At 59.3% G+C, this 25,153-nt stretch carries 28 protein-coding genes; 19 read left to right on the top strand and 9 right to left on the bottom strand.

What is annotated here, in order from left to right; translation table 11 throughout:
• Positions 1–69: 69 nt before the first annotated feature.
• The 6 genes from LXM96_RS03950 to LXM96_RS03975 all read left to right on the top strand — a co-directional run bounded on the left by LXM96_RS03950 (position 70) and on the right by LXM96_RS03975 (position 5,661).
• Positions 70–1,158: an ABC transporter substrate-binding protein gene (locus LXM96_RS03950; RefSeq protein WP_239997038.1), complete on the top strand. Its 1,089-nt coding sequence runs from the start codon at positions 70–72 to the stop codon at positions 1,156–1,158.
• 85 nt (positions 1,159–1,243) lie between these two features.
• Positions 1,244–2,278 (top strand): ABC transporter ATP-binding protein, encoded by a 1,035-nt coding sequence (locus tag LXM96_RS03955; RefSeq protein WP_239997039.1) that lies wholly within the window; start codon positions 1,244–1,246, stop codon positions 2,276–2,278.
• Positions 2,275–3,129 carry an ABC transporter permease gene (locus LXM96_RS03960; protein WP_239997040.1) on the top strand — a complete coding sequence of 285 codons (855 nt, stop codon included), beginning with the start codon at positions 2,275–2,277 and terminating at the stop codon, positions 3,127–3,129. The genes LXM96_RS03955 and LXM96_RS03960 overlap by 4 nt, the downstream gene beginning before the upstream one ends.
• Positions 3,126–3,920 carry an ABC transporter permease gene (locus LXM96_RS03965; RefSeq protein ID WP_239997041.1) on the top strand — a complete coding sequence of 265 codons (795 nt, stop codon included), beginning with the start codon at positions 3,126–3,128 and terminating at the stop codon, positions 3,918–3,920. Before LXM96_RS03960 ends, LXM96_RS03965 begins: the two co-directional genes overlap by 4 nt.
• On the top strand, positions 3,917–4,687 hold the full coding sequence (locus tag LXM96_RS03970) for a carbon-nitrogen hydrolase family protein (RefSeq protein WP_239997042.1): 771 nt from the start codon (positions 3,917–3,919) through the stop codon (positions 4,685–4,687). Before LXM96_RS03965 ends, LXM96_RS03970 begins: the two co-directional genes overlap by 4 nt.
• Positions 4,688–4,794: 107 nt before the next feature.
• Positions 4,795–5,661, top strand: coding sequence for a RibD family protein (locus LXM96_RS03975; protein ID WP_239997043.1), 867 nt, complete (start codon positions 4,795–4,797; stop codon positions 5,659–5,661).
• On the opposite strand, the gene LXM96_RS03980 is transcribed toward LXM96_RS03975, so the two are convergent.
• From LXM96_RS03980 to LXM96_RS03995, 4 genes are read right to left on the bottom strand one after another with little or no spacing between them, the layout of a single operon-like run.
• Positions 5,620–6,408 carry a class I SAM-dependent methyltransferase gene (locus tag LXM96_RS03980; protein ID WP_239997044.1) on the bottom strand — a complete coding sequence of 263 codons (789 nt, stop codon included), beginning with the start codon at positions 6,406–6,408 and terminating at the stop codon, positions 5,620–5,622. The two genes, LXM96_RS03975 and LXM96_RS03980, sit on opposite strands and share 42 nt — an antisense overlap.
• Positions 6,405–7,442, bottom strand: a complete 1,038-nt coding sequence (locus LXM96_RS03985) for a glycosyltransferase family 4 protein (protein WP_239997045.1) — start codon at positions 7,440–7,442, stop codon at positions 6,405–6,407. The genes LXM96_RS03980 and LXM96_RS03985 overlap by 4 nt, the downstream gene beginning before the upstream one ends.
• Complete coding sequence (locus LXM96_RS03990) at positions 7,439–7,837, bottom strand: 6-pyruvoyl trahydropterin synthase family protein (RefSeq protein ID WP_239997046.1); 399 nt, start codon at positions 7,835–7,837, stop codon at positions 7,439–7,441. Before LXM96_RS03990 ends, LXM96_RS03985 begins: the two co-directional genes overlap by 4 nt.
• A gap of 12 nt (positions 7,838–7,849) precedes the next feature.
• Complete coding sequence (locus LXM96_RS03995; RefSeq protein ID WP_239997047.1) at positions 7,850–8,854, bottom strand: zinc-dependent alcohol dehydrogenase; 1,005 nt, start codon at positions 8,852–8,854, stop codon at positions 7,850–7,852.
• A 179-nt stretch (positions 8,855–9,033) separates the two neighbouring features.
• Here LXM96_RS03995 and ribA point away from each other — a divergent pair, with 179 nt between their 5' ends.
• The 3 genes from ribA to LXM96_RS04010 are packed head-to-tail and all read left to right on the top strand — an operon-like array spanning position 9,034 to position 11,714.
• Positions 9,034–10,179: a GTP cyclohydrolase II RibA gene (gene ribA, locus LXM96_RS04000; protein WP_239997048.1), complete on the top strand. Its 1,146-nt coding sequence runs from the start codon at positions 9,034–9,036 to the stop codon at positions 10,177–10,179.
• The gene (locus LXM96_RS04005) at positions 10,172–10,978 is read left to right on the top strand and encodes a CDP-alcohol phosphatidyltransferase family protein (protein WP_239997049.1); all 807 of its coding nucleotides are present in this window, start codon (positions 10,172–10,174) and stop codon (positions 10,976–10,978) included. The genes ribA and LXM96_RS04005 overlap by 8 nt, the downstream gene beginning before the upstream one ends.
• The gene (locus LXM96_RS04010) at positions 10,968–11,714 is read left to right on the top strand and encodes an FkbM family methyltransferase (protein ID WP_239997050.1); all 747 of its coding nucleotides are present in this window, start codon (positions 10,968–10,970) and stop codon (positions 11,712–11,714) included. The genes LXM96_RS04005 and LXM96_RS04010 overlap by 11 nt, the downstream gene beginning before the upstream one ends.
• On the opposite strand, the gene LXM96_RS21835 is transcribed toward LXM96_RS04010, so the two are convergent.
• Positions 11,647–12,171, bottom strand: coding sequence for a lysylphosphatidylglycerol synthase domain-containing protein (locus LXM96_RS21835; protein WP_394801875.1), 525 nt, complete (start codon positions 12,169–12,171; stop codon positions 11,647–11,649). The two genes, LXM96_RS04010 and LXM96_RS21835, sit on opposite strands and share 68 nt — an antisense overlap.
• 288 nt (positions 12,172–12,459) lie before the next feature.
• Entirely contained in the window at positions 12,460–12,645 is a 186-nt protein-coding gene (locus LXM96_RS04015; protein ID WP_239997051.1) for a lysylphosphatidylglycerol synthase domain-containing protein, read from the bottom strand.
• Between the two features lie 98 nt (positions 12,646–12,743).
• Here LXM96_RS04015 and LXM96_RS04020 point away from each other — a divergent pair, with 98 nt between their 5' ends.
• Positions 12,744–14,348: a sulfatase-like hydrolase/transferase gene (locus LXM96_RS04020; RefSeq protein WP_239997052.1), complete on the top strand. Its 1,605-nt coding sequence runs from the start codon at positions 12,744–12,746 to the stop codon at positions 14,346–14,348.
• A 6-nt stretch (positions 14,349–14,354) separates the two neighbouring features.
• Here LXM96_RS04020 and LXM96_RS04025 read toward each other — a convergent pair whose 3' ends face one another.
• Positions 14,355–15,368 carry a Gfo/Idh/MocA family protein gene (locus LXM96_RS04025; RefSeq protein ID WP_239997053.1) on the bottom strand — a complete coding sequence of 338 codons (1,014 nt, stop codon included), beginning with the start codon at positions 15,366–15,368 and terminating at the stop codon, positions 14,355–14,357.
• Positions 15,369–15,520: 152 nt separating this feature from the next.
• Between LXM96_RS04025 and uxaC the strand changes: the two genes are divergently transcribed.
• From uxaC to LXM96_RS04060, 7 genes are all read left to right on the top strand, one after another.
• Complete coding sequence (gene uxaC / locus LXM96_RS04030) at positions 15,521–16,930, top strand: glucuronate isomerase (protein WP_239997054.1); 1,410 nt, start codon at positions 15,521–15,523, stop codon at positions 16,928–16,930.
• 40 nt (positions 16,931–16,970) lie between these two features.
• On the top strand, positions 16,971–17,945 hold the full coding sequence (locus LXM96_RS04035) for a TRAP transporter substrate-binding protein (protein WP_239997055.1): 975 nt from the start codon (positions 16,971–16,973) through the stop codon (positions 17,943–17,945).
• A gap of 99 nt (positions 17,946–18,044) precedes the next feature.
• Positions 18,045–18,605, top strand: a complete 561-nt coding sequence (locus LXM96_RS04040; protein ID WP_239997056.1) for a TRAP transporter small permease — start codon at positions 18,045–18,047, stop codon at positions 18,603–18,605.
• A 4-nt stretch (positions 18,606–18,609) separates the two neighbouring features.
• Positions 18,610–19,890 (top strand): TRAP transporter large permease, encoded by a 1,281-nt coding sequence (locus tag LXM96_RS04045; RefSeq protein ID WP_239997057.1) that lies wholly within the window; start codon positions 18,610–18,612, stop codon positions 19,888–19,890.
• Between the two features lie 9 nt (positions 19,891–19,899).
• Positions 19,900–20,670 (top strand): FadR/GntR family transcriptional regulator, encoded by a 771-nt coding sequence (locus tag LXM96_RS04050; RefSeq protein ID WP_239997058.1) that lies wholly within the window; start codon positions 19,900–19,902, stop codon positions 20,668–20,670.
• Positions 20,671–20,702: 32 nt separating this feature from the next.
• A complete protein-coding gene (kduI, locus tag LXM96_RS04055) occupies positions 20,703–21,551 on the top strand; it encodes a 5-dehydro-4-deoxy-D-glucuronate isomerase (RefSeq protein ID WP_239997059.1) in 849 nt (282 codons plus the stop codon).
• Positions 21,552–21,574: 23 nt separating this feature from the next.
• Positions 21,575–21,913 carry a cupin domain-containing protein gene (locus LXM96_RS04060; RefSeq protein WP_239997060.1) on the top strand — a complete coding sequence of 113 codons (339 nt, stop codon included), beginning with the start codon at positions 21,575–21,577 and terminating at the stop codon, positions 21,911–21,913.
• A gap of 27 nt (positions 21,914–21,940) precedes the next feature.
• Here LXM96_RS04060 and LXM96_RS04065 read toward each other — a convergent pair whose 3' ends face one another.
• On the bottom strand, positions 21,941–22,360 hold the full coding sequence (locus tag LXM96_RS04065; RefSeq protein ID WP_239997205.1) for a DUF4112 domain-containing protein: 420 nt from the start codon (positions 22,358–22,360) through the stop codon (positions 21,941–21,943).
• Positions 22,361–22,455: 95 nt separating this feature from the next.
• Between LXM96_RS04065 and LXM96_RS04070 the strand changes: the two genes are divergently transcribed.
• Positions 22,456–22,644 carry a hypothetical protein gene (locus LXM96_RS04070; RefSeq protein ID WP_239997061.1) on the top strand — a complete coding sequence of 63 codons (189 nt, stop codon included), beginning with the start codon at positions 22,456–22,458 and terminating at the stop codon, positions 22,642–22,644.
• Between the two features lie 45 nt (positions 22,645–22,689).
• Here LXM96_RS04070 and LXM96_RS04075 read toward each other — a convergent pair whose 3' ends face one another.
• The gene (locus LXM96_RS04075; RefSeq protein WP_239997062.1) at positions 22,690–23,928 is read right to left on the bottom strand and encodes an ROK family transcriptional regulator; all 1,239 of its coding nucleotides are present in this window, start codon (positions 23,926–23,928) and stop codon (positions 22,690–22,692) included.
• Between the two features lie 183 nt (positions 23,929–24,111).
• Between LXM96_RS04075 and LXM96_RS04080 the strand changes: the two genes are divergently transcribed.
• The gene (locus LXM96_RS04080; protein ID WP_239997063.1) at positions 24,112–25,137 is read left to right on the top strand and encodes a sugar ABC transporter substrate-binding protein; all 1,026 of its coding nucleotides are present in this window, start codon (positions 24,112–24,114) and stop codon (positions 25,135–25,137) included.
• Positions 25,138–25,153 lie beyond the last annotated feature (16 nt).

A 25,153-nucleotide genomic window follows, 5' to 3' on the forward strand; every position in this document is an offset into this window, starting at 1 on the left:
AAGGTAACGATAAGAGTGGGAACCGGTCGCGCAGGCGCAGAACCTGCCGCCAAACATAGGAGAAAGTGAATGCGTGAGATCCTGAACAAGAAGGCCAGCCGCCGTGCGGTGCTGGGTGCCGGCCTGGCGGGCGCCTCAATGCTGGCGATGCCAACGATCCTGCGGGCGCAGGATCGTTCGCTGAACGTCGGCGTCTATGGCGGATACTTCAAGGACTCCTTCGACAAGAACATCTTCCCGGAGTTCACCAAGGCGACGGGTATCGCCGTGGAGTCGGTAGCCGAACCGACAGGTGAAGCATGGCTCGTGCAATTGGAGCAGGCGGCCCGTGCCGGTCAGGCGCCCGCCGACGTCTCAATGATGTCGCAGGTTTCCCTGCTCAAGGGCATGAGCACCGACCTTTGGGCGCCGCTCGACATGGCGAAGATCGAGAACGCATCCGGGCTTATCGATACCTTCATCAACAAGTACCCGGATGGTCGCGTCGCAGGCATCGGCGCCGTGTCCTGGTATATCACGCTCGTCACCAACACAGACGTTTATCCGGAAGCACCGACCTCCTGGGCGGCCCTTTGGGATCCGGCAAACGCTGACAAGCTGGGGCTTCTCGCCCTAGTGTCGAACTCCTTCCTACTGGAAGTGACGGCCAAGACCCATTTCGGCAGCACGGACGTCCTCGCCACAGAAGAAGGCATCCTGAAGGTCTTCGACAAGCTTGCGGAAGTGAAGCCGAACGTTCGCCTCTGGTACCGTGACGAAGCGCAGTTCGAGCAGGCCCTGAAGTCGGGCGAAATCCCGATGGGCCAGTACTACCACGACGTCACCGGCCTTGCCGCGGCAGATGGCCATCCCGTTCGCTCCACCTTCCCCAAGGAAGGCGGCATTCGTGACTCCGGTAGTTGGGCCCTTTCGCGCGCCTCGGAAAAGGTCGAAGAAGCGCACACCTTCATCAACTACATGTGCCAGCCGGAGATCCAGGCAGTGCTGTCGCGCAAAGTCGGCACCTCGCCGACTGTCAAGCGGGACCTGCTGGACCTGACTGCCGAGGAGTTTGACGCTGTCTCCTCTGATATCGAGCCGATCATCCCCCGCTACGAGATGTATCAGGAGCGGTCAGACTTCCTGAACCAGAAGTGGACGGAAATGATCGCGGGATGACCTGCGCAAGTCACTCCCTTTCGTGCGAGGGAGTGACTTCTTTCTACATCCGTAGCCATGGCCTCAAAGAGCCGAGCGAAAAGCAATGTCCGGACTTATCCTCAGCAATGTGACGAAGCAGTTCGGCACGTTCAAAGCCGTCAACGATGTCAGCCTTTCGGTGCCGGACGGCACCTTCGTCTGTCTTCTCGGCCCCTCCGGCTGCGGCAAGACGACCTTGATGCGCATGATCGCCGGCCTTGATCTACCGACAACAGGATCGGTCGCGTTGGGTGGAGAGGACATCACCCAAATCCCGACGCACAAGCGCAACCTGGGAATGGTGTTTCAGTCGCTCGCCCTCTTTCCGCATCTGACCGTCGGCGAGAACATTGCCTATGCCTTGCGGATCCGCGGGGTCGACAAGGCGGATCAGAAGAAGCGCGTCGATGAACTGCTAGGGATGATCCACCTGTCCGGCTTTGCCGATAGGTCGGTGAACAAGCTTTCCGGCGGCCAGCGGCAGCGCGTGGCGATTGCCCGCGCGCTTGCCATCTCGCCGAAGCTCTTTCTCCTCGACGAGCCGCTCTCGGCGCTGGATGCAAAGCTGCGCGAAGCTATGCAGGTGGAGCTGCGGCAGTTGCAGCAGCGGCTCGGCATTACCACCATCGTCGTGACGCACGATCAGCGCGAGGCGATGACCATGGCCGATACCGTTGTCGTGATGAACGGCGGCGAGATTCGCCAGGCGGCCGCGCCCGTCGATATCTATAGGCGACCGGCGGATAGCTTCGTCGCCGACTTCATCGGGTCGACAAACCTTATCCCCTTCCGGGCGGACGGTCGCGGCCAGGCCTCGATCTTCGGATCGGCCGTTGACGGCTTTTCGCTGGTGGGTGCGAAAGCGGGTACGATCTCCGTCCGGCCCGAGGACGTCCAGATTGTGACCGCCGAAGGCAGTAGTGTCACCGGCACCGTCACTTTCATTCGCGACCTCGGAGGCACGGTCGAGACCTTCATCGAGGCAGGTGGGCAGCAGATTGTGGCCGTCTCCTCTCCCCGCACCAGACCAAACGTTTCTATAGGACAGACCGTCGGACTTCGGTTCGATCCGGAGACGAGCGTGGTACTGGCCCAATGAGACGGGAGCCGCCGCAGCGCTTCGCCGATTACGGCCCGCTGGTGTTCCCAGCGGCCATGCTCGTTATCTTCTTCGTGATCCCCTTCGCCACCATGATTGCGGTATCGTTCTTTGAGCGGCAGCAGGGCGGCTTCTACGAGCCGGCGTTCGTGTTCGACAATTACGGCCGCTTCCTCAGCCTGTTCTTCGGCAAGGTCCTAGGCTTCTCTCTTTTTTTGGCGATGGCAGTTGCTGCCGCCTGCGTGACGATCGGTGTTCCTTTCACCTACCTCCTGTCCCGCTCTTCGCGGGCAGCGCAGATCCGCTGGCTGGTCGCCCTGTTGTCGATCCTGTCCTTGTCGGAAGTGATGATCGGCTTTGCCTGGTCCACCCTGCTCTCACGGACCGCCGGTATCACCAACCTGTTCGCATTGCTGGGCTTGATGGAGGCCCCGCAGGCGCTGACGCCAAGTTTCGGTGCAGTGATGACGGCCATGACCTACCAGGCGTTGCCTTACACGGTGCTGATTCTCTACCCCGCTTTGGTCCGGCTTGATCCAACTTTGACGGAAGCGGCACGCACGCTGGGGGCTTCACCCTTCAAGGCTTTTTTCAACGTGGTCGTGCCCGCCTTAAGAAACACCATCCTCGCCACCTTGATCATGGTCTTCATCTTTGCCCTTGGTTCCTATCTCTTGCCTCAGCTTCTGGGCCGGCCGCAGCACTGGACGCTGTCGGTCCTGATCACTGACCAGGCGATCTACCAGTCCAACATGCCGTTCGCGGCAGCGATGGCAGTCTTCCTCGTTCTGGTTTCGCTATCGCTGGTGGGCCTCGCCGTTTATGCGGGACGCCAGAAGGAGGCGGCATGATTGTGCTGCGCCGCCTGTTCTTCGTCGCTGTCGGCCTGTTCCTGGCGCTGCCGCTGATCGTGGTCGCAGGCGTGTCGATCAATGAAAAGCAGACACTTGCCTTCCCCCCGCAAGGCTTCTCCCTGTCGTGGTACGGCGAAATCTTCTTGAATGACGACTGGCGTAACGCTTTGTTCGCCTCTCTGACGCTAGCCGCCCTCTCCGCCGCACTCGCCCTGCTGGTGGCGCTACCGCTTGCTTGGTTCCTATGGCGGCGTGTCGCTCCTTGGGCAAACATCTTCCAGCTTCTGGGGATCGCGCCCTTCACGCTCCCGCCGGTCATCACCGCACTCGGGCTCCTGACCTTCTGGGCAACGAGTGGCTTTTACGGACAGCCCTGGACGGCCGTCATCAGCCACGCGATCTTCTTCGTAACCCTTCCGCTGGTGACCCTCTCGCTCGGGTTCTCCGCAATCGACCGCTCGCTGGTCGAAGCCGCGGCCACCATGGGCGCCGACGACCGCACCATCTTCCGCACCGTCGTGTTGCCGCTGATCCTGCCTTACATGGTTTCCGGCTATGCCTTCGCCTTCGTGCTCTCGCTCAACGAGTACATCGTCGCCTACATGACGGTGGGCTTCACGATGGAGACGCTGCCGATCAAGATCTTCAACGCGCTCCGCTACGGTTATACCCCAACGATGGCTTCGGTGACGGTCTTCTTCCTTGTTATCGCGGCTCTTGTCTTCGGTCTCATCGCTCGCTTCGGAGATCTCCCGAAACTCCTCGGGGCCATGGGAGAAGGCCGATGAAGATCGCGGCATTCCAGATGCAATCGGTGCTCGGCGACATCGAGGCCAACCTCAGGAAGATAGAAGCTGCGGCCGAGAGGGCCGCGGCGCAGGGTGCAAAACTGCTCGTGGCGCCAGAACTGGCGCTAACCGGATATGGCGCCGGCGACCGCTTTCCGTCGCTCGCATCACCTAGAGACGGTGCCGGACCACAAGGGGTCTCGGAGATCGCCCGCCGTAACGGCTTGGCGATCGTTGCAGGCTTCGCCGAGGCTGATGGCAGCACAGTCTACAATAGCGCCCTGCTGACTGATGGTCGCGGCCAAACTTCCATCTACCGTAAGTCGCACCTGTACGGCCCCTATGAGCGGCAGTGGTTCTGTCCGGAAGATCCGAAAGCGGTCCTCGCTGTGGTCGAGGGCGTGAAACTCGGCTTGCTCATCTGCTATGATGTCGAGTTCCCCGAAAATGTTCGCCGCCTGGCGAAGGCAGGCGTGGATCTCGTGGTTGTTCCGACAGCCCTGCCCACTGGCTGGTCCGGCCAATTCATTGCCGAGCATATGATCCGGGTGCGCGCCTTCGAGAACCAGGTTTTCGTCGCGTACATCAATCACTGCGGACAAGACGAGAATTTTTCCTATGCCGGCCTCTCCCGCATTGCAGCTCCGGATGGCAGCCTGTTGGCTGAGGCACCTGCCAATGACGAAGCTTTGATCTTCGCGAAGATCGATCCGCCAGCATTCGAGAAATCACGCTCGGAAAACACTTACCTGAGCGATCTTTGTTAGTCCCAAGGGAATCGCCCGGATAGCAGAGCTTCTAATCTTTCTTCCCTGTGCTTAGTCATGGCCACAACGACAGCCTGTGACCTGGGGCAACGCTGGAACTTCATCTCATGTCAGGCATTGCGGATCTTACCAACACAGCGTGCGAGGCGGACATGTATCTGGCGAAGATGACAGAAAAAACGTGGGCTCATCTTCGTTCAATCCGCGAGAACCCTGAATTCATTTCTAGGCCGACCGATGCGGATGAGGCGTCGCTCTTGCTTTACGAACCTCTGGCACGGCGCGGTAAGCCGCTTGTTCTGGCCCAGGTCGGACAGTCCCTCGATGGGAGGGTCGCCACTCCCTCAGGTGATGCTCAAAATGTTTCCGGACGCGACGGAATAGCCCACTTGCACCGCTGCCGTGCGCTTGTGGATGCTGTTATCGTCGGCGTCGGAACGGTTGTTGCGGACGATCCAAGCCTTTCCGTGCGCGCCGTCTCCGGTCGCAGCCCGGTGCGGGTCGTCATCGATTGTAACGGCCGGCTGCCCCTCGACGCGAAGATGCTCACCGACGGCGGAAGCCCTTTGCTGGTTCTACAGGCAGACGATGTGCCACCGCGCAATCTCGGCGCAGAAGTCGTGAGGCTTGCGCGGCGCGGACAGGGCCTTCATCCCCAAGACATACTTGATTGCCTCGCTGAACGCGGACTGACGAGCATACTCGTTGAAGGAGGTGCGAAGACCATAGCCAGGTTCATAGAGGCGGATCTCGTCGACCGCCTTCATGTCGCCGTGGCACCGCTTATTATCGGCTCTGGTCCGATGGGCATCAATCTAACCCCGGTAGAGCGACTGGCGGAGGCACGCCGGCCTCGGATAAGCGTCTTCAACATCGGAACCGACATTGTCTTCGACTGCGAGTTGCGCGTCGCGACGCAGCGTTCCGAACCGTCACGGGAGAGCAAGGACATCCTGATGCCCCACCCGGCATAGGCTCCCTGTAGCTGGAATTGCGTTCTTGCGGAACCGATACCATTCATCCAGCCCTTCCGGATCCAGAACCTCGGTTTCCGCGACCGCGCGAACCACTCCCTTCAAGAATGATCGTTGAAGGTCAGCATCGTCTCCGCCCATCACCCAGGGACTTTCGGCGGTGGTTACCGTCGAACCGCGCTCTATGAGCCGCTGGCTCAGAAGCTTCCATGCCTCCGGCCCGGCTGAAAGCCCGAATCCCTTGTCTTTCTGCTGGTGCGTGTTGAAGGCTTCCGTCACAGCCGCGTCAAGCGGATGTTCGACCGACCAATACATCTCGCCATCATAGTTCAGGGCAGCGTAGAGAGCCGCCCCCTCGTCTACGACGCGATCCACAAAACGAGAAATAAAGGCCGATGAGCAAAGATCGAAGAAAGCAGAAGCCGTGACGAAATCTGCTCGATCCAATGGGACCTTCGCCAGATCGTTCAGGTCACCGGCGACGAATGCGATGCCCTCGGCAGTATGCCGCCGCTCTGCCTCCGCCAAAAGGACCTCATCATAGTCAAACAAGATCCAGGAGCTCTGGCGGTTCAGAAGCGGGCATAGGGTGCGATAGGTCGACCCGGTACCGCAACCGACGTCGAGGATGGTCGGCATAGACTTCCCATTTAGCCAAGCTGCCGCCTCCACCAACAGGCTTCGGCTACGAGAAGACCGGTCGACCGGCTCCCGCAGAGCAAGCCAGTCCACGTCGAAACCGCTCATATCCTTTGCTCCAAAAAAGAAGCAATGGTTGCAGCGGTATCTCTCCATGAGGGCAAGTGAGCGCCGGCGACGGCAGAGGCATCAGCCATCGCGCTACGCGTCTCCGGCTCCGTCAGCACGCGACGCAAGGCCGCGGCAAGCGCTTCGGGGTCATCCGGCACGACAAGAATACCGGCGGCCTGCGGGACGACCTCAGGAACGGCACCGACCGCACATCCAACAACGGGCAGCCCATGCGCCAGAGCCTCCGCGAAGACCATTCCATACCCCTCATACCGGCTGGCAAGAGCAAATATGTCCGCCCGGGAAAACTCGGAACGAGCATCATCCACCTCGCCCACCAGGACAATGCGCTCCCCCAGACCGCATCTTCGAATCTCCTCGTCCAGCTCCGCCGCAACGTCAGGGTCAAGGTCGCGGCTACCGACGATCCGGCATGTCCAGTTCAAGTCCCGCAGTGACGCCAGAGCGTTGATCAAGACGTCGTGCCCTTTACGACGCGTGAGCGAACCGACGCTCAGGATAAGTGGATCGTCGCCACCACCAAGAGCAAGGGGAACGGGATCCGTTCCGGGAAAAGCAATTTGGATCTTACCAGCGTCAACGTCATAGCACTCGGTGAGGATTCGGGCGGTCGCCGCAGACGTCACAATGATGCCATTGGTGTGGACCAACGCGCGTCGCTCGCCTGCGCTCAATTTGGCTCTTTCCGCGCTCGAAAGTCCGGTCTCTAGCGCCAATGGATGATGCACGAGTGCAAAGAGATTGAAGGTTTGACCATACCTGGCGGCCCAATCGTGCATAACGCCGAATGCCAATCCGTCGACCAATAGGACGCCGCCCGCCGGAATGGACACAAGAGCAGCCTCCGCCGCGGCGAGATCCGGCGCGCCCGGAAAACCGTCACCCAATGGTACCAGGCATACATCCCAATCGATCTCGCGAAGGCAAGCTATCACCCGGCGATCGTATCCATAGCCGCCGGTGCGTGTCTCCAAGCTCCCTGGGTAGGCAAAATGCAGCCTGCGGGTCACAGATCGGCCTCGTACCAGCCCCGAGCTGCGTGCGACTCGTGCAGCGTAATCTTCATCCGGCAGATCCGGCGGCTGCCGTCCCCCAGCCTCCCCTGCCGAACGGCCTGCGCCAGGCTGTCGAAGATATGTTTGGCCAGGAATTCAGTGGTGGTTATCTTGCCGACAAACGCCTCGACCGCATCGAGGTTCTGATAGTTCAGAGGCTTAAGCACCTCTTTCAAGACGTCCGTAGCGAGACCGATATCAACTGCAAGACCGTTTTCATCGAGTTCTTCTGTAAGAAACGCGGCGTCGACGACAAACGTCGCGCCGTGCAAGCCTTGGGCCGGACCGAAGACTGGCCTCGGTAGACTATGGGCAATCATGATATGGTCGCGAACTTCAACGGCGAACATGGCAAGTTCCTTCTAGTAGCGGATACGGTGGCAAAGGGTTTTGGGCGAACCGAGAATGGATCCATAGACATCAGGTATGGAAGCGAAGGAGGTTTCTCCAGAAATCAGGTTATCGAGCCGTTCGTCGCCAAGAAGCTGCAGAGCCTTGCCCATCCGCCTGCCAAAGCTCCAGCGGGCGCGACGCACGGCGGCGACGGCACCAACCTGTGAACTGATGATCGATAGACGTTTCGCGTGGAAGGCGCGTCCGAGCGGGAGCTCAACAATCTTGTCACCGTACCAACTCGCCTCAACGATCCGGGCTTCGAAGCCTGCGTGGGAGAGAGCGTTTTGAAGCGCCGCCGGCGACGCGGAAGCGTTGATCAGGATGTCGCAGTCTTCGGGAACATCAGACGGGCTGCAAAAGGTAATGCCGAGCGCCTTAGCCACGTCAGCGCGGGTGGGTGCGGTATCGCAGATGACCGTCTCCGTGGCCGGAACGCGTGAAGTGACATAGGCGACCAGCAGCCCTACGACCCCAGCTCCAAAGACGGCGACACGATCGCCCGGCAGCACGCCGGCATCCCATACGATATTCAGTGCCGTTTCCATGTTCGCGGCCAGAACTGCACGATCGGAAGGAAGATTGTCGGGAAGCACCTGGACCTCCTCAACAGGCACGCAAAACTGATCCTGGTGCGGATGCAGACAGAAGATCTTCTTGCCCACCAATGCCTCCGGCCCCTCCTCCACCAGCCCGATGACCGCATAGCCGTACTTCACGGGGAACGACATTTCGCCCATCTGATGTGGTCCACGCATGCGGTCGAATTCCGTCTCTGGAACCTGGCCATAGAAAACCAAGGCCTCCGTTCCGCGACTGACCCCACTGAAGAGTGCCCGCACCCGAACCTCGCCGGATAGTCGCTGCGGCAGTTCCTCCTGGCGCAAAGCGCAATGGCCCGCGCTCTCGATCCAGAGTGCCGTTGCCTGATCAGACTGTCGCGGCACGCCTACGGCCTCATGCGTCACTGTCACAGTAGCGGTTCTCCATTGCCTCGCGTTGCGGAGTTAGGAGCAATGGTGGGAAGGACAAGTAGACGAAGTGCCGAGCCAGCCTACTGTAAAACATCACGTTTATTTGACGACGCCAGCATAGTCGCGCCCTCTGCACCCGCGCCGATTTCTTCCCATGTAACGCCGTCAAGGAGAACGTCATGAATGTTTCACAACATCTGTGGCCGAGCGGAAGCGACGGCTACGAGGTCGAAAGCTCGGTCATGCGGCTGGAAAGGGCCGTATCGGAATTGCGATACGGTCGGCCTGTCGTTCTGCATGGCTCACAGGAAGAGCCGCTCGTTGCCGCTGCACTGGACGCCATTTCTCCCTCCGGGTATGAGCGCTTTGCACGTGCTGCCGAGGGAAACCACGTGCTTTTCCTGTCAAGTCATCGCGGGGCCCGCCTTTGTGTCGAGGCTCCGGAGGGGATGGCGATACCAGCACGCGACATGGACTTTGCGTCAGCCTCGGCCGTGGCCTATGACAGAGACGCGAAAGCGCCGCTATCTTGGAAGCCCGCCACACCCCAGATGCGTCTGACGGGGGAAGTAGCGCAACTAGCGCTTCTGCTTCCTGCCATGGTCTGCGTCGAGATGCCCCTCAGATCGAAAGCCTTCAGCGCCTGCGTCGAGTTAACCCATCTTGACCTGACGACAAGCCGCGCCCACGCTCTCGACTTCCAGATCGTCGTTCGGACAGCCGTTCCTCTTCGTGATCTCGGTGAGTGCGAGTTCGTTGTCTTCCGGGGCGGTCTTGCCCAAAGGGACCAGATCGCAATCGTCGTCGGCAGCCCGGACGTTTCGAAGCCCGTGCCCGTTCGGATTCACTCGTCATGCATCACTGGCGACCTTTGTGGATCCCTGAAATGCGACTGCGGTGACCAACTGAGGAATGGACTTGTCAGGCTGAAGGAACTGGGCGGCGGCGTACTGCTCTATCTCGACCAGGAAGGCCGAGGAACGGGCATCGGCGCCAAGATGCGCGCGTATGGCTATCAGCATGATGGTCTCGACACCATCGATGCGGACGCGGAACTGGGCTTTGGACCAGATGAGCGAAAATATGAAGCTGCGGTCGCAATGCTCAAGGGCCTCAACGTGTCGAGCGTTGATCTTCTGACCAACAATCCTTTGAAAATTGCGGCGCTTAAAGCGGGCGGAATCGCCGTGAACGGCCACATAGCCGTAACGGGCCGCGTGACTGCGGACAACGTGCAGTACCTGCGCACGAAGACCTTACGAGCGGGACACTTGCTCGACATCGAGCTGATCTCGCGTGCCGCTTCGGAGCTTGCTGATGACTGACCATGCCCAGTTCTCGGGCACGAAGCTGATCTTGCCAAAAGGTGCGCCTCATCGAACGCCTTTGGCTGTATACGCGCAGGCTGCTGGGTCGTTCCTGCTCGGGATTGGGCTGATTGTTGTCGCCTTCCGCGTCCTGGCTTCACAGCTCAACCACACCTCCAGTGCCATGTGGCTCGGCCTGGGGATCTACTTAATCATATCGCTGCTGGCATTGATGAGATTGTCCACATACCCTCATCGCCGCTTCGGAGCCGCCAACCTGGTGACCAGTGTGCGGGGCGCGCTGACGGCAATGGTCGGCGGCATGATGTTTGCGTTCGAGGGTCATCAGTACTGGCCAGACCCCCATCTGGACTGGACCATTATCGGCATCGCCGCAATTTCCTTTTTGCTGGACGGGGTGGACGGATACCTCGCCCGCCGAAGCGGTACGTCCTCTCGTTTCGGTGCACGCTTCGACATGGAAATCGATGCGCTGATGATTCTCTTCCTCGCAGCCGGAGCCGCCCTGTTAGGCAAGGCAGGAGCCTGGGTCCTGCTCATCGGCCTTCTGCGCTATTTCTTTCTTGCCGCTCAGTTGACGTCCACGCGCTTGACCGGGGATCTTCCTGAATCGATGCGGCGCAAGGCGATCTGTGTGACACAGGGTGTTGCTCTCTGCGTAGCTCTCGCGCCCGTCGTTCCGCCGATTGCTGCAAGCAGTATTCTTTTGCTTGCCCTTCTCGCGCTGCTCCATTCCTTCTTCGTAGACACGGCCTATCTTTGGAACATGAGCAGAGATACCAGCCATGCCCGGTGAACTCCTGCGTGCCCTCGGCTTTAGCCGTTCATTGCTCATCTACTACGGCCAGCCCTGGCAACGTCGCAAGGTGGTTAATCTCTATCGGGAGTTCGCTCGACCCGGTGATCTTGTTTTTGATATCGGCGCCCATGTCGGTAGCCGCTCCCGTGCGTTTCTCTCTCTTGGCGCGTCGGTTGTGGCGGTCGAGCCTCAACCAGACTTCGCCAACTTCATTGCTCGCACAATCAGCGACAAAAGACTGGCCTTGCTGCGTTGCGCGGTCGGTAGGGAGCCGGGATCTGTGGACCTTCACATCTCGAGCCGTCATCCCACGGTCACCACGACCTCCGCCTCATGGCTCTCGTCCGTTCAACACACCTCCGGCTTTGAACAAGTAGCTTGGGATCGGCTTGAGCGGGTGGAAATGACGACGCTCGATCAGATGATCTCCGATCATGGCGTCCCGGCGTTCTGCAAGATCGACGTCGAGGGGGCGGAGGCGGACATTCTCCGCGGGTTGAGCCAGGCGCTTCCAGCCGTTGCCTTCGAGTACATCCCTGCAGCTATTGCGGTCGCCCATGAGGCAATAAAAGAGCTTCAACGGATCGGCAGCTACCGGTTCAACCGCACCGTCGGCGAGAAACACCATTTTGTCCATGATCGATGGCTGAAGCCTGAGGACATGATCAGGCAACTGTTCGAACTTCAGCAGTCTTCGCAATCGGGAGACATCTACGCCCGGCTGGAAAGGTGATGAAGGCCCTACCTCGCCCTACGGGCCGGAAGGAGCATGTGAATGGCAACGGCAAGTCCGGGCACGGCGCCCACCAGCAGAAGCGCACCATAGAAGATACTCGCCGCAACGCCGTCCGAGCTGAATAACCGAACAAGGGCCAAAGCAGCGCTGCCGCGGCCTCCCTTGCACCCCACCCGGCAACGGTAGCGGGAACGAGCATCATCAGAAGACAAAGCGGTATCACAGTGATGGCAGCCACGTACGGCAGCGGAGCGCCAACTGCAGCAGAAGCGAGCATATAGAGTCCGAGGTAGCTTCCGACGACCATGAGGCTCAGCACGGACTGGACCCTCCAAGCCCCATTGTCCACGAAAGCGGTACGGGTCGCCTGTTTCAGCGAACTTATTCGCCTGTAGAGAGGCTTGGGCGGGAACGTCAGCAACAACAGGATGGACGCGCCGAGACATCCCGCCACAACGGCAATTCCGGTCAAAATCCGGGAGACGTCGGAGGGAAGTTCGCCGAACCCATACAGGGGTCAGATGATCAATCCTGCGCCGGCGAGACCCGCGAAGACACCTTGGCCAGACGCTCGCTCCATAGCCACAGCAAGAGCCGGAACCTTCCACCCGCCAGCCTCAGGCCCTCGGCGGCGGACGGCTCGGAGCGCGTCACCGGCTACACCACCTGGCAACGTCTGGTTGAGAAAAGAAGAAAGATAGTAGTCGCGAACCGCATCTCCGGGCTGCAGCACCTGTCCCAATCACGTGGCGGTGAAGCGCCAGCGAAGCGCGGACAACACGATCTGAGCCTGAACAATGACCAGGCCTACGATGACGTAAGCGGGAGGAATGGAAGCGATGCGGCGCCCAATCTCCGCTGGGTCGGCCCAGACAATCACGAGCGTGACAACGACCAGTCCTATCAATGCTGCGGACAGTCGGATCATCAGATCAACTTCGAGAGCGAGTAGAGCTGATCGTGCCCGATAGCCAAGTTACCGAACGTACAACAGGATGGGGCTCTCACGAGACCTCCCACAGCCGAATGCCGGGGACTGATCTTCGTAAGATTTTTCGGATCTCCATTGCGGTTTTGACGTGCTCCATCGTACTTGCACTTCCATCCAATCCGGCAGTCTTCAACACCGTTCCAGAGATCAGGTTCCCTTTAGAGGTTCTTCCGCTGATCCTCCTGTGCATTTTTCTTCCGGTTCCTGCGTTCTTCCTCGTGCGGGTCACGGCCACCTTGTTGCTGGGCGTTCTCCTTTTTCTGAAGCTCGCCGATATCGGAACTGGCCTCGCCTTCCAGAGGCCATTCAATCCTTATCTGGATTTCAAGATCATCGTCGATGGCTGGAATCTTCTAAGTGGTTCAATCGGCGGGACAGGAGCAGTTGCTTATGCTGGCGCAGCGATAGCGCTGCTGATCATTGTTTGTCTCGTGTTCTTCTGGTCGCTTGGCGGCTTCCGAGACCTCTCGCCAAAGATCATCCGGCGACTCGCTGTGACTGCCGTCGGTGCCCTGGCCTTTGGATCGCTCATGTTAACGCTCGCTCCAGGAATTGTGCCGGTGTCTGCTAACGCAGGGCCCTATATCTCGAACAGGGTCTCCATGATTCGTCAGTCGATCGCCGACCTGTCCGCCTTTGAACAAGAGCTGAAGGTCGATCCGATCGCCAACGTCGCGCAAGATGAGCTTCTGGCCTCGCTCGCTGGAACGGATATTGTCATCATTTTTGTCGAATCTTATGGACGTACGGCCATAGAAGATGACCGGTACTCGCCGACGATAGAAGTCCGGCTGCAGCAAGTGGAGCGGCAGGTCCACGATGCTGGCCTCGCGATTCGGAGCGGGTGGTTGACTTCACCGACCGTAGGCGGCCTCAGCTGGCTTGCTCATGGTGCGCTGCTATCGGGACTTTGGACCGACACTCAGGCTCGCTACGACCGCATGATCGCAAGCAAGCGGCAGTCCTTGAACTCGCTTTTCCGGGAGGCCGGGTGGCGAACCACAGCCATCATGCCGGCCATCACGATGGACTGGCCTGAGGGCGGCTACTTCGGATACGACAGCATCCGTGATGCGGCAGGCCTTGGCTACCTTGGAAAGCCTTTCAACTGGGTGACAATGCCCGATCAGTATACGCTGTCTGCTTTCGAACGCCTCGAGCGGAGAGATGCGAATGCGCCAGTCATGGCAGAGATTGCGTTAATCTCCAGCCACGCCCCTTGGACACCCGTTCCCACGCTCATCGAGTGGAGCCGGATCGGCGACGGGCGCGTCTTCAATGTCCAGGCGGAGAGGGGTGATCCACCGTCAGTTGTGTGGTCAGACCCATCACGAGTTCGACAACAGTATCTGGCGTCGATTGACTACGTGCTCCAGACACTCGGTTCGTATATCGAAATCCATGGCGACAGCACGCTGTTCGTCATCCTGGGAGACCACCAGCCGGCTGCGATCATCACCGGTGAAGATGCCAGCCGGGACGTCCCCATCCACATCATCGGCAGTAGCGATCTGGTTAAGCGGACGGAGGCCTGGGGTTGGACCGAGGGGATGCTTCCGTCTTCCGCTTCGCCATCAATGCGGATGGACCGCTTCCGCGACGCCTTCGTGCGCGCCTTCAGCATCATTGACGCGCAGTAAGGACCTTCAGACGGCCTCGCGGCAGCCGGAATTCGCCGATTTGAGCAATGCCTCGATCAACCGGTGGACCTTGAGGGCCTCTCTGCCGCTGACCTGCGGCTCCCGATCATCCTCCACGGCACTCACAAAGTCCTGGAGGACTGCCCGGTGATGGAGGTAAGAAAACGCCATAGGATCAGCGCCGGCACCGCCTCCGACCTCGCCGTCGTCCATCACGATATTCGTACCATCGTGGAACTCAGCAATCAATCTGGTTCCCTCGATGCGAGCCGTCCCCTTCGTGCCGATAAGTTCAATCATGTCGGGCAACCCGGGATAGGCGCATGTTGTGGCACCGACAGTCCCCAAAGCGCCGTTGGCAAAGCGCACCGTCCCCGCGACTAGGTCTTCCGTCTCCATGCAATGCACCGGGGTTGTAGTGGCATACGCAAATGCTTCAACCGGTAAGCCAGCGACCGAGATCAATAGATCGAGCGTGTGGATTCCTTGTGTGAGAAGTACTCCACCCCCATCCCTTTCCTTGGTGCCACGCCCCGGCTGATCGTAGTAGCTCTGCGGTCGCCAATTGAATAGCTTCGCAGATGCTCCCACGAGCTCGCCGAGCCGACCCTCTGCAATCACACGGGCCAGCGCCACGCTGATCGGGCGGAACCGATGCTGCAGAACGATCCCCAGCTTCACGCCCGCTTGCTCGGCGGCATCAACCAGCGCCACCGACCGGTCCAATGAAACGTCAAGAGGCTTTTCGAGAAGGACATGCTTTCCGGCCGCAGCCGCCCGCTGAACCAACTCCAGATGGCTGTTTGGCGGGGTAAGGATCAGAACTGCATCGATCGTGGGGTCGTCGAAGATCCCGTTGATTTTGGCGGTTACCGGGAGCCCCCACCTCTCGGCGAATGCCTCTCGCCGCGCCTGAGTTGGGGAATAGGCTGCGGCAACCTGCGCTCGAGGGTTCAGGTCGAGAAAGCTCTGGGCATGCGGCCCCGATGCCATTCCCAATCCGATAATGGCAACTCGCATCAAGGACCTCCCTTCCCGAAACGCCGCTGCCTCCGGCTACCCCAAAACGACCTAAGGCACAAGATTTGTCATACAACATACTGAGTTTTGTATGTTGACATACGTCATTGGCGTGGTAGCGATGAGGGGCCGGAGGAGGAGCGGCAACAGGTATGAATGCACTTGTACATGCCGACGTGCTGTTCCCAGCCGACACCGCAGCGCGCTCTGTGGCACGGGCGCTTTATCAAACGGTGTCGGACCTTCCGATCATAAGTCCCCACGGCCACACCGATCCTCGCTGGTATGCGCTCGACGAGCCGTTTTCCGACCCTGCCCAGCTGCTGATCGTTCCCGACCACTACATCTTTCGCATGCTCTTCAGTCAAGGAATTGCTCTGGAGGACTTAGGCGTACGCCGACTGGACGGCTCTTCGGTAGAAACGGACGGACGCCGGATCTGGCGTACATTTGCAGAAAACTACCATCTGTTCCGGGCTACGCCGACGAGACTGTGGATGGACTACGTACTATCCTCGCTGTTTGGCGTTCAGGAGCCGCTGACCGCGTCGACTGCAGACAGCAGCTACGATGCAATCGCCGAGAAGCTCCGCGAGCCGGAATACAGACCCCGCGCGCTCTTCAAGCGCTTCAACATCGAAGTAATCGCCACGACGGAAGGCGCTCTGGACGATCTTCGCTGGCACAAGCTAATCCGCGACAGCGGCTGGGATGGCCGGGTTATCACCGCCTATCGTCCGGATGCTGTTGTCGATCCAGACTTCGACGGTTTCTCAGCCAATCTCGATCAACTTGGCGAGATCACCGGCGAGGACACCGGTACATGGGCCGGCTATCTCGCGGCCCATCGGAAGCGTCGAGACTTCTTCAAGTCGTTCGGTGCAACCTCGTCCGACCACGGCCACGCCACGGCAGATACCGCCAATCTCGCGATGTCCGAAGCAAGGATGCTCTTCGACAAAGTGAGGAGCGGTAAGTCGAGCCTCGATGATCATCGCCTGTTCCGCGGCCAGATGCTGACCGAGATGGCGAAGATGAGCCTGGACGACGGATTGGTCCTCCAGATTCATCCCGGCTCCTGGCGCAACCATTCGCCTGCGATGATGGAACGGCATGGCCGTGACATGGGCTTCGATATCCCGACCCGGACCGACTATGTACGCGCGCTCAAGCCGCTGCTGGATGCCGTCGGTGTAGAGAAGAACCTTAGCATCGTCCTCTTCACCCTCGACGAAACCTCCTACTCGCGCGAACTGGCGCCGCTGGCGGGAGTTTATCCGGCACTCAAGCTCGGACCGGCCTGGTGGTTCCACGACAGCCCCGAAGGGATGCGGCGGTTCCGCGAGATGACGACGGAAACGGCGGGCTTCTACAACACGGTCGGCTTCAACGACGATACCCGTGCCTTTCCGTCGATTCCAGCGCGTCACGACATCGCCCGGCGTGTGGACTGCGCCTTCCTGGCGCGCCTAGTTACCGAACACAGATTGAGGGAGGAGGAAGCCTTCGATCTGGCCAAGGAGCTTGCCTATACGCTTGCAAAGAACGCGTATCGGCTTTGAGTGGCGCGTAGGGCGCCGATGCAAATGGGAGGAGAACATCATGTTGCATCTTGGAAAGGTCGCTGCCGCCTTCACGGTGGCAGCGCTGCTGGCCAGCACGGCAATGGCACAGACGGTACTACGTTCGTCGGATACCCATCCGGATGGCTATCCGACAGTTGAGGCTGTCGAATACTTCGGCGAATTGGTTAAGGATCGAACCGAAGGTCGCTACGCGGTGGAGGTTTATCACTCCGCGCAACTCGGCGAGGAAAAGGACACTATCGAGCAGGTCCGCTCGGGAGTTCTGGAGCTGAACCGGGTCTCGATGGCGCCGTTCAATGGAACGGTTAAGGAATCTATCGTTCCGGCACTGCCTTACATCTTCCGTTCGGAAGAACATATGCACAAGGTCATGGACGGCGCGGTGGGCGACCAGATCAAGGCCGCCTTCGAGAACACGGGACTTGTCGTCCTCGCCTACTACGATGCCGGTGCGCGCTCGTTCTACAACAGCAGCAAGCCGATCAACACCGTCGAAGACCTGAAAGGCATGAAGTTTCGCGTCATCCAGTCCGACATCTTCGTCGACATGGTTGCAGCCCTCGGAGCCAATGCGACGCCGATGCCTTACGGGGAAGTTTATTCCTCCATCGAAACCGGCGTCATCGACGGAGCGGAAAACAATTTTCCCAGCTACGATACCGCAAAGCACTTCGAAGTGGCGAAACACTTCTCGCTCGACGAGCACACCATCCTTCCGGAAGTATTCGTCATGAACAAGGCGGCCTATGACCAACTGACGCCGGAAGATCAGAGAATCTTCCAGGAGGCTGCGAAGGAAAGCGTCGCCAAGCAGCGCGAACTCTGGGCAGCCAAGACGGCCGAATCGCGCAAGAAGGTCGAGGAAGCGGGTGCGCAGATCTCTACTCCCGATAAGCAGGGTTTCATCGACGCCATGGAGCCGGTCTACGCAAAGCATGTGACCGACCCCGTCCTCATCAAGATGGTCGAAGACGTCAAAGCCGTTCAGTAAATCGTGCAAGGGCGGCTGCGACCCAGCCGCCCCTGCAGACCGTGGCGGGTCCGTCGTCCGACGAAGCGCATTTCGGTGAAGCAGCAACAAGAGCGCACCATGTCAGATCCCTTTAAAGTGGCAGCCAGCCTCCTTGGCAGGCTCAATACGCTCGCTCTTTGGAGCGCAGGAATCGGGCTCGTCCTGATGACGGCTTTCGTGGCCTGGCAGGTCTTCTGCCGCTACGTCCTCAATGACTCGCCGAGTTGGACTGAACCGGGCGCGGTGATGTTGATGAGCTGGTTCATCTTCCTGGGCGCCGCCGTCGGTGTCCGCGAAAACTACCATCTTGGCTTCGACGTGCTCCTCTATGTTCTCCCTGATGGTGGGAGGAAATGGCTGCGTATGATCACGGACATTGTCGCGCTCAGCTTTGGCATCGGGATGATCTGGTACGGCTGGCAGCTTATGGCGTTGACGTGGAACACTATCCTGCCGTCCCTCGGTATCTCCGGCGCATGGGACTACCTGCCCTTGGTCGCTGGAGGTTTCCTGATCGTCCTCTTCACCCTCGAACGGATCGTCCTCAGGCTATCGGGAGCGCCGATCGATCAGGTTGTTGACGAAGCACTCCCCAGCGACGTGGCCGCCGAGGTCGACACTGCAAACCTGAAGGCCTGAACCAATGGAATACTGGATCCTCTTCGGCGTCTTCACGCTTCTGATGCTGATCGGCACCCCGATCGCCTTCTGCCTTGGCGTCGCAAGCTTTGCGACCGCAGCCTATATCGGCTTGCCCCCGCTGGTCGTTTTCCAGCGTTTGAATTCCGGCATGAGCGTCTTCTCCATGTTGGCGATCCCCTTCTTCATCTATGCCGGCGACCTGATGGTGCGTGGCGGGATCGCCCAAAAAATTGTTGCCTTCGCCGCCTCTCTGGTTGGGCACATCCGCGGTGGGCTTGGTCAGGTTAACATTGTCACCGCGACGCTGTTCGGCGGCATTTCCGGCTCGGCCGTTGCCGAGGCCGCAGCCGTCGGCGGACTGATGATCCCCCAGATGAAAGCCCGCGGCTACGGCACGGACTACGCAGTCAATGTTACGTCCATGGCTGCCTTGATCGCGCTGCTCCTGCCGCCCTCGCACAACATGATCATCTACTCGATCTCCGCAGGCGGTAAGATATCCATTGCTGATCTATTCACCGCTGGGGTTGTTCCAGGCATCCTGCTGGCACTTGCCTTGATGGTCACAGCATATTTCGTCGCACGAAGCCGAGGCTACCCTGTCGAAACCTTCCCGGGGTTCCAGATGGTACTACACTTGGCGGCTGTGGCCATTCCGGGCCTCCTGCTGATCGCCATCATCTTCGGCGGCGTCCGTTCCGGTATCTTTACAGCAACCGAGAGCTCCTGCATCGCCGTGATCTACGCGCTGTTGATCACAGTGTTCGTGTACCGACAGATGACTTGGGAGGGATTTGTCCACGCCACAATGGGCGCCGTTCGCACGACCGCCATGGTCTTGCTCATCATCGGAATGGCAGCCGCGTTCTCCTGGTTGATGGCCTTCCTCCGGGTGCCCGCTGCCTTGATCGCCTGGTTGAATACCATCTCGGATAATCCGCTGATCATCCTTTTGCTGCTCAATGTCCTGATGCTCTTCCTTGGCACCTTCATGGATATGGGGCCAACGATCATCATTGCGACTCCGATCTTCCTGCCCGTGGCGCAGGCATATGGGGTCGATCCGGTACACTTTGGGGTCATCATGATCCTGAACTTCGGCATTGGGCTGAACACGCCACCCGTTGGCGCAGTCCAATTCGTGGCCTGCGCCGTCGGCAAGATAAGCGTCTGGCAGGCAATGCGGTCGATCTGGCCATTCTATCTCGCGGGCATCGGCGTGCTCGGCCTCGTGACCTACGTGCCGGCGATCTCTCTTTGGCTTCCGAGTGTCTTCAGATAGGAGAGGATCATGACTGCGGACGTTATCGTCTCCAATCGGGTCGAAAGAAGGCCCAAGCTCTCTGAGCATGTCGCCGAGTCTCTGCGCGCGCAGATCGTTTCAGGGGACATCCGTACCGGCGAGAAGCTCCCGACGGAAAGCCAGCTGACCGAAGCCTTCGGTGTAAGCCGAACGGTCGTCCGGGAAGCCGTCACAAGCCTTGCTGCCGATGGATTGGTAGAATCGCGTCAAGGCGCCGGCATCTTCGTGTGTGAACGTCCTGCCATGGCCTTTGCCTCCCTCACTCAAGACGTGGGGATGAAAATCTCCCATGCCTTGAATGTCATCGAGGTCAGGATGGGCCTGGAAATCGAAAGCGCTGGTCTCGCTGCCTCTCGCAGAAATGCTTCTCAGGAAGCTGCGATCCAGGAAGCGTTTTTCGAGTTCGATCGACTACTTTCCATCGGTGAGGCGACCGGACACAGCGACTTCATGTTTCATCGTGCCATCGCGGCTGCCACCAACAATCCCTTCTACGTTGAGGTTCTGGATGCGTTGGGACTGCGGGCAATTCCCTGCGACGTCACATCGCCTTGGGGCACCGATAGCCTTCTGAGCCGTGAGTACCAGGAGATGCTTCAACGCGAGCACCTGGCGATACTCAAGGCCATATCCGCCGGAGACGCCGAATCGGCGCGCGCTGCAATGCGCTTCCATCTGGCTGAAAGCCAGAAACGCTATCACGGACGATTGACGGACCAACAGGCGGAATACCGCTTCGGGTCTCCTCTCAAGCCCTGACAGACCACCGGATCCAAAAAAGCGAGGACGCGATGACTGCAAATCACACCGACTATTCCATTCGTCAGGCATTTGATCCTGCAACAGGCGCACGGATGGGCAGCAGCGAGCTCCGCGACAATTTCCACATCAGCAACCTTTTCACGCCTGCTCGGGTCAAGCTTACCTATACCCATTACGACCGCATGATCGTGGGTGGAGCCGTGCCAACGACTGCCGCCCTGGAGCTGGAAACAATCAAGCCGACCGGAACGCCCGCATTTCTTGATCGTCGAGAGATGATCGTCGTCAACATTGGCGGCAAAGGCACGATCGAGGCCGACGGTGAACCTTACCGAATGGAAACGCGGGACATGCTCTACGTCGGTATGGGCAGCAAGGTCACGTTCTCATCCGAGAATGCATCCGAACCTGCAAAGTTCTACCTCCTCAGTGCACCGGCTCACCAGCGCTACCCGACAAAGCTCATTCGCATCGGAGACGCCAAGCGTCTGGATCTAGGGGGCCAAGAGACGTCGAACGAGCGGTCGATCTTTCAGTTCATCCACGCCGATGGCGTCAAGACCTGCCAACTGGTTGTCGGCATAACGCAGCTGGCTCGAGGATCAGTTTGGAATACGATGCCTTGCCACGTGCATGATCGGCGCATGGAGGCCTATCTCTACTTCGACCTGCCGGAAACGGCACGTGTGTTCCATTTTATGGGAGAACCGAACGAGACCCGGCACATCGTTATGGCCAACGAAGAGGCTGTCATCTCCCCTCCATGGTCAATTCACTCGGGCTGCGGCACGTCCAACTACACCTTCATCTGGGCGATGGCTGGAGACAACGTAGACTACACCGATGTTGACGCCGTTCCGATCGAGAATTTGCGCTAGCAGCGGGTAGGCGGGAGCATCAGATGAGCGATCAAAACTTCTTCTTTCACAATAGCGATGACGGTTGGAGAGACCTCGGCGCCGGAAATCGTCGACGCGTGCTTCTTCATACGGCGGAGTTGATGGTGGTTGAGTTCGCGTTTGAAAAAGGCGCCGTTGGTGCCGCGCACAATCACCCGCATGTGCAGTCAAGCTACGTGGCCGAGGGCCGGTTTGAAGTCACGGTAGGGGGGCACAGCGACATCTTGTCGGCCGGTGATTCCTTCATAGTGCCATCGAATCTGGTGCATGGAGTGAGGGCTTTGGAGGCAGGGCGTCTTATCGACAGCTTCACGCCTCACCGCGCCGACTTCCTGGAATAGGATTGCACTGCACACACCCTTTGGACCTTAGCGTGTCCGCTGGGTGTGCAGGTCCGCAGGATCGACCTCGAAATGATCAAGGATCATTCCGATGTTGCGGCGATGCGCTTTGAAATAGACGTCGAAGACGTCCCCAAGCAGAGGGACACTTCCGACGGCTGCGTCCACTGCAAGGTTGCCCAGCATGCGGCCAAGCTTGTGCGGGGGAACGCCCAGTCGTCTGGCTTCATAGACGATCGCAAGCCCGACCATGGCGCCGCCGGCGTCACCTACGACAGGGATCAGGCCCATCAAGGAGTCCGCGCCCAGGCGAATGCCCGTACCCGGGATGCGAACGGCGGTGTCCATCAATCGCGCTGCGTTGCTCAACCTGCGCAATCGACGAAGTAATTCTATTCGGCCAAGAGCCTGTTCGCTACCCACTGTTATACCCGCCTCATGGTTCATCTTGAAGGAATGGATAACCCCATCTGTGGTTCCAGCTGACACGGAACAACCTTTAGCATGCCGAGTTGATCTTTCTGTCACCAAGGGAGGCCACAATGGGTAGCGAACAGGCACCGACATCGAAGGGTAAAGAGTCTTCGCAAGGACTGGAGGAAAGCAGCAGCGGCGAGGAGCAGCGCGTCGAAAAGCAGAAGGGGTCGGATCTGGCCAAAAGTGCAGATCGTGTCGAAGAACGCTCGCGCAGCTCCGACGGTAAAAGCCCGGGCTCCAAGCAGAGAATCTAGTGTTGGTTCAAATAGGCATTTGCGATCGCATCCTGTTCCGGTCGATCAGGATGCGGCGGAATTCTTGAACAACACGTTTTGGTCAATCAGATAGCGCGCGAAGATAGGCAGACTGGCGCCACCGATGGCCCGTGCTTGTGCACCGACGCGCCCCTCGATGATATCGGGTATTATTACACCCTGCAGATCCAGATCGTTCACCGCGTCCAGAGTCGCTGCGACTAGTCGTTTTCGCACCCAGCCGGGAAAGCCTCCGTCGATAATGGCGGCGCCGAAGTCTATGATGGAAGCTGCTGCGACGATGGCTTGCGCCAAAGCCGCCGCGCTACATCGTATCCACGTCTCCATCGGCTCCCCAAAGTCGATCCAGTCATCGGGGGAGTACCACAGCGGCTGTGGATCGACGCCATGTTCACGCAGAAGGTTTTCGAGAACAAAGATGGATGCAATATCCAGAAGCTGTTGCGTGGTCCCATCTCGTCCCCTGACGGGCAGCGGCCCCACCGCACCTGCAGTGCCTGTACGGCCAGAATACAGCGCCGAGTTCAGAACGATGCCGCCTCCAATGAAGGAACCAACGAAAAAATAGATGAAATCCGGGTAGGAGGGTCCCACCCCAAAAACAAGCTCCGCCCCGCAGGCGCTTGTGGCATCGTTCTGCAAGAATACCGGATACGGCACCCGGCTCGCGACCTCTGCCTCCAGGTCGAAATTGCGCCACACATCCATGGCTCCGACCGGCGCCCCTAGCTCTTCCGACCAGCTCCAAAGCTCGAAGGGCGCGGCGATACCAACGCCGGCAATCCGCTCTCGCTCTTGGGGATCAAGCTTTTCGCCCAACCGCGCAATACCCGAAGTAATGATCTGCAGGATTTCGTCTGGTTGCGGGAATGCGTAGGTTCGGTGATCGTGCAGCCGGATATTGCCGATGAAGTCCATCAAGACCACATCGGCGCTCCGACGGCCCATCTTGACCCCAAATGAATACACGGCATCCGGGTTGAGCCGCATGGGAACGGAAGGCTGACCGACTTTCCCCCTCACCGGCTCGTCCCGCAAAAGCAGTCCGTCATGTTCAAGAGCGCGCATGATGACCGAAACAGTCTGTGCCGATAATCCACTGAGCCTCGTGATCTCTGCTTTGGAGAGCGCGCCGTGGAGGCGAACAAGGGAGAGGACAAGGCGCTCGTTGTAAGCGCGCACGCGGACCTGATTGGCGCCGCCTGCCCAAGCACCGCGTGGCACCAGGAGAACACCATCTGTACCCCTCTCTGACGCCGACATTGATCCTCCACCACCTGGGCACATCAGAGAATGTCCCTGACAGATTAATAAATCAACTGGATTTATTAATTGACAACCCTACCGGCTTCTTTCTTAATGTCAGACGTTAAGGGCGGCTGGAGGAGCCCCCTGGGAGATATTGCGGCATTGCGCCGCGAACACTTGAGGCTCTGGGAGGAGACCATGAAGACATCACTCTACACCACCGTGTTCGGCACGCTTGTCCTGGGCGCGCTGCTAACCTCGCCGGTTCAGGCCCAGGAAGTATCAGCCTGCTTGATCACGAAGACGGATACGAACCCCTTTTTCGTCAAGATGAAGGAAGGGGCGACAGCAAAGGCCGAAGAACTGGGGGTTAACCTGAAGTCCTACGCCGGCCGGATCGACGGTGACAGCGAGAGCCAGGTCGCCGCCATCGAAACCTGCATCGCTGACGGCGCGAAAGGCATCATGCTCACGGCCTCCGACACGAAGGGGATCGTTCCAGCCGTGCAGAAGGCACGGGATGCTGGCATCCTTGTGATTGCGCTCGACACACCGCTTGAGCCGATCGATGCCGCGGATATGACATTCGCGACCGACAACCTGCGCGCCGGTGAACTGATCGGGCAATGGGCCGCCGCCACGCTCGGTGACGCTGCCCAAGAAGCCCGGATCGGCTTCCTTAACCTCACCCCCTCACAGCCTTCTGTAGATGTTCTGCGCAACCAAGGCTTCATGAAGGGCTTCGGCATCGATGTCGCGGACATCAATAGAATCGGCGATGAGAATGATCCGCGCATCGTCGGCCACGACGTGACGAACGGGAACGAAGAAGGGGGCAGAACTGCCATGGAAAACCTTCTGCAGCAGGATCCTACGATCAACGTCGTCCACACGATCAACGAACCGGCAGCGGCCGGCGCTTATGAGGCGCTGAAGTCTGTTGGACGCGAGAACGATGTTCTGATCGTCTCGGTCGATGGCGGCTGCCCCGGCGTCAAGAACGTCGCAGAAGGCATTATCGGCGCGACCTCTCAGCAATATCCGCTGTTGATGGCGTCAATGGGCATCGAGGCCATCAAGAAGTTCGCCGACACCGGCGAAAAGCCCGAGGCCACCGAGGGCAAGAACTTCTTCGACACCGGCGTTGCACTCGTCACGGACAAGCCAGTTGAGGGTGTGGAGTCCATCGACACGAAGGAAGGCGAGGAGAAGTGCTGGGGCTAACCTAGCCACGGGCGCT

This window comes from Rhizobium halophilum (assembly GCF_021648825.1).
GTDB lineage: Bacteria > Pseudomonadota > Alphaproteobacteria > Rhizobiales > Rhizobiaceae > Neorhizobium > Neorhizobium halophilum.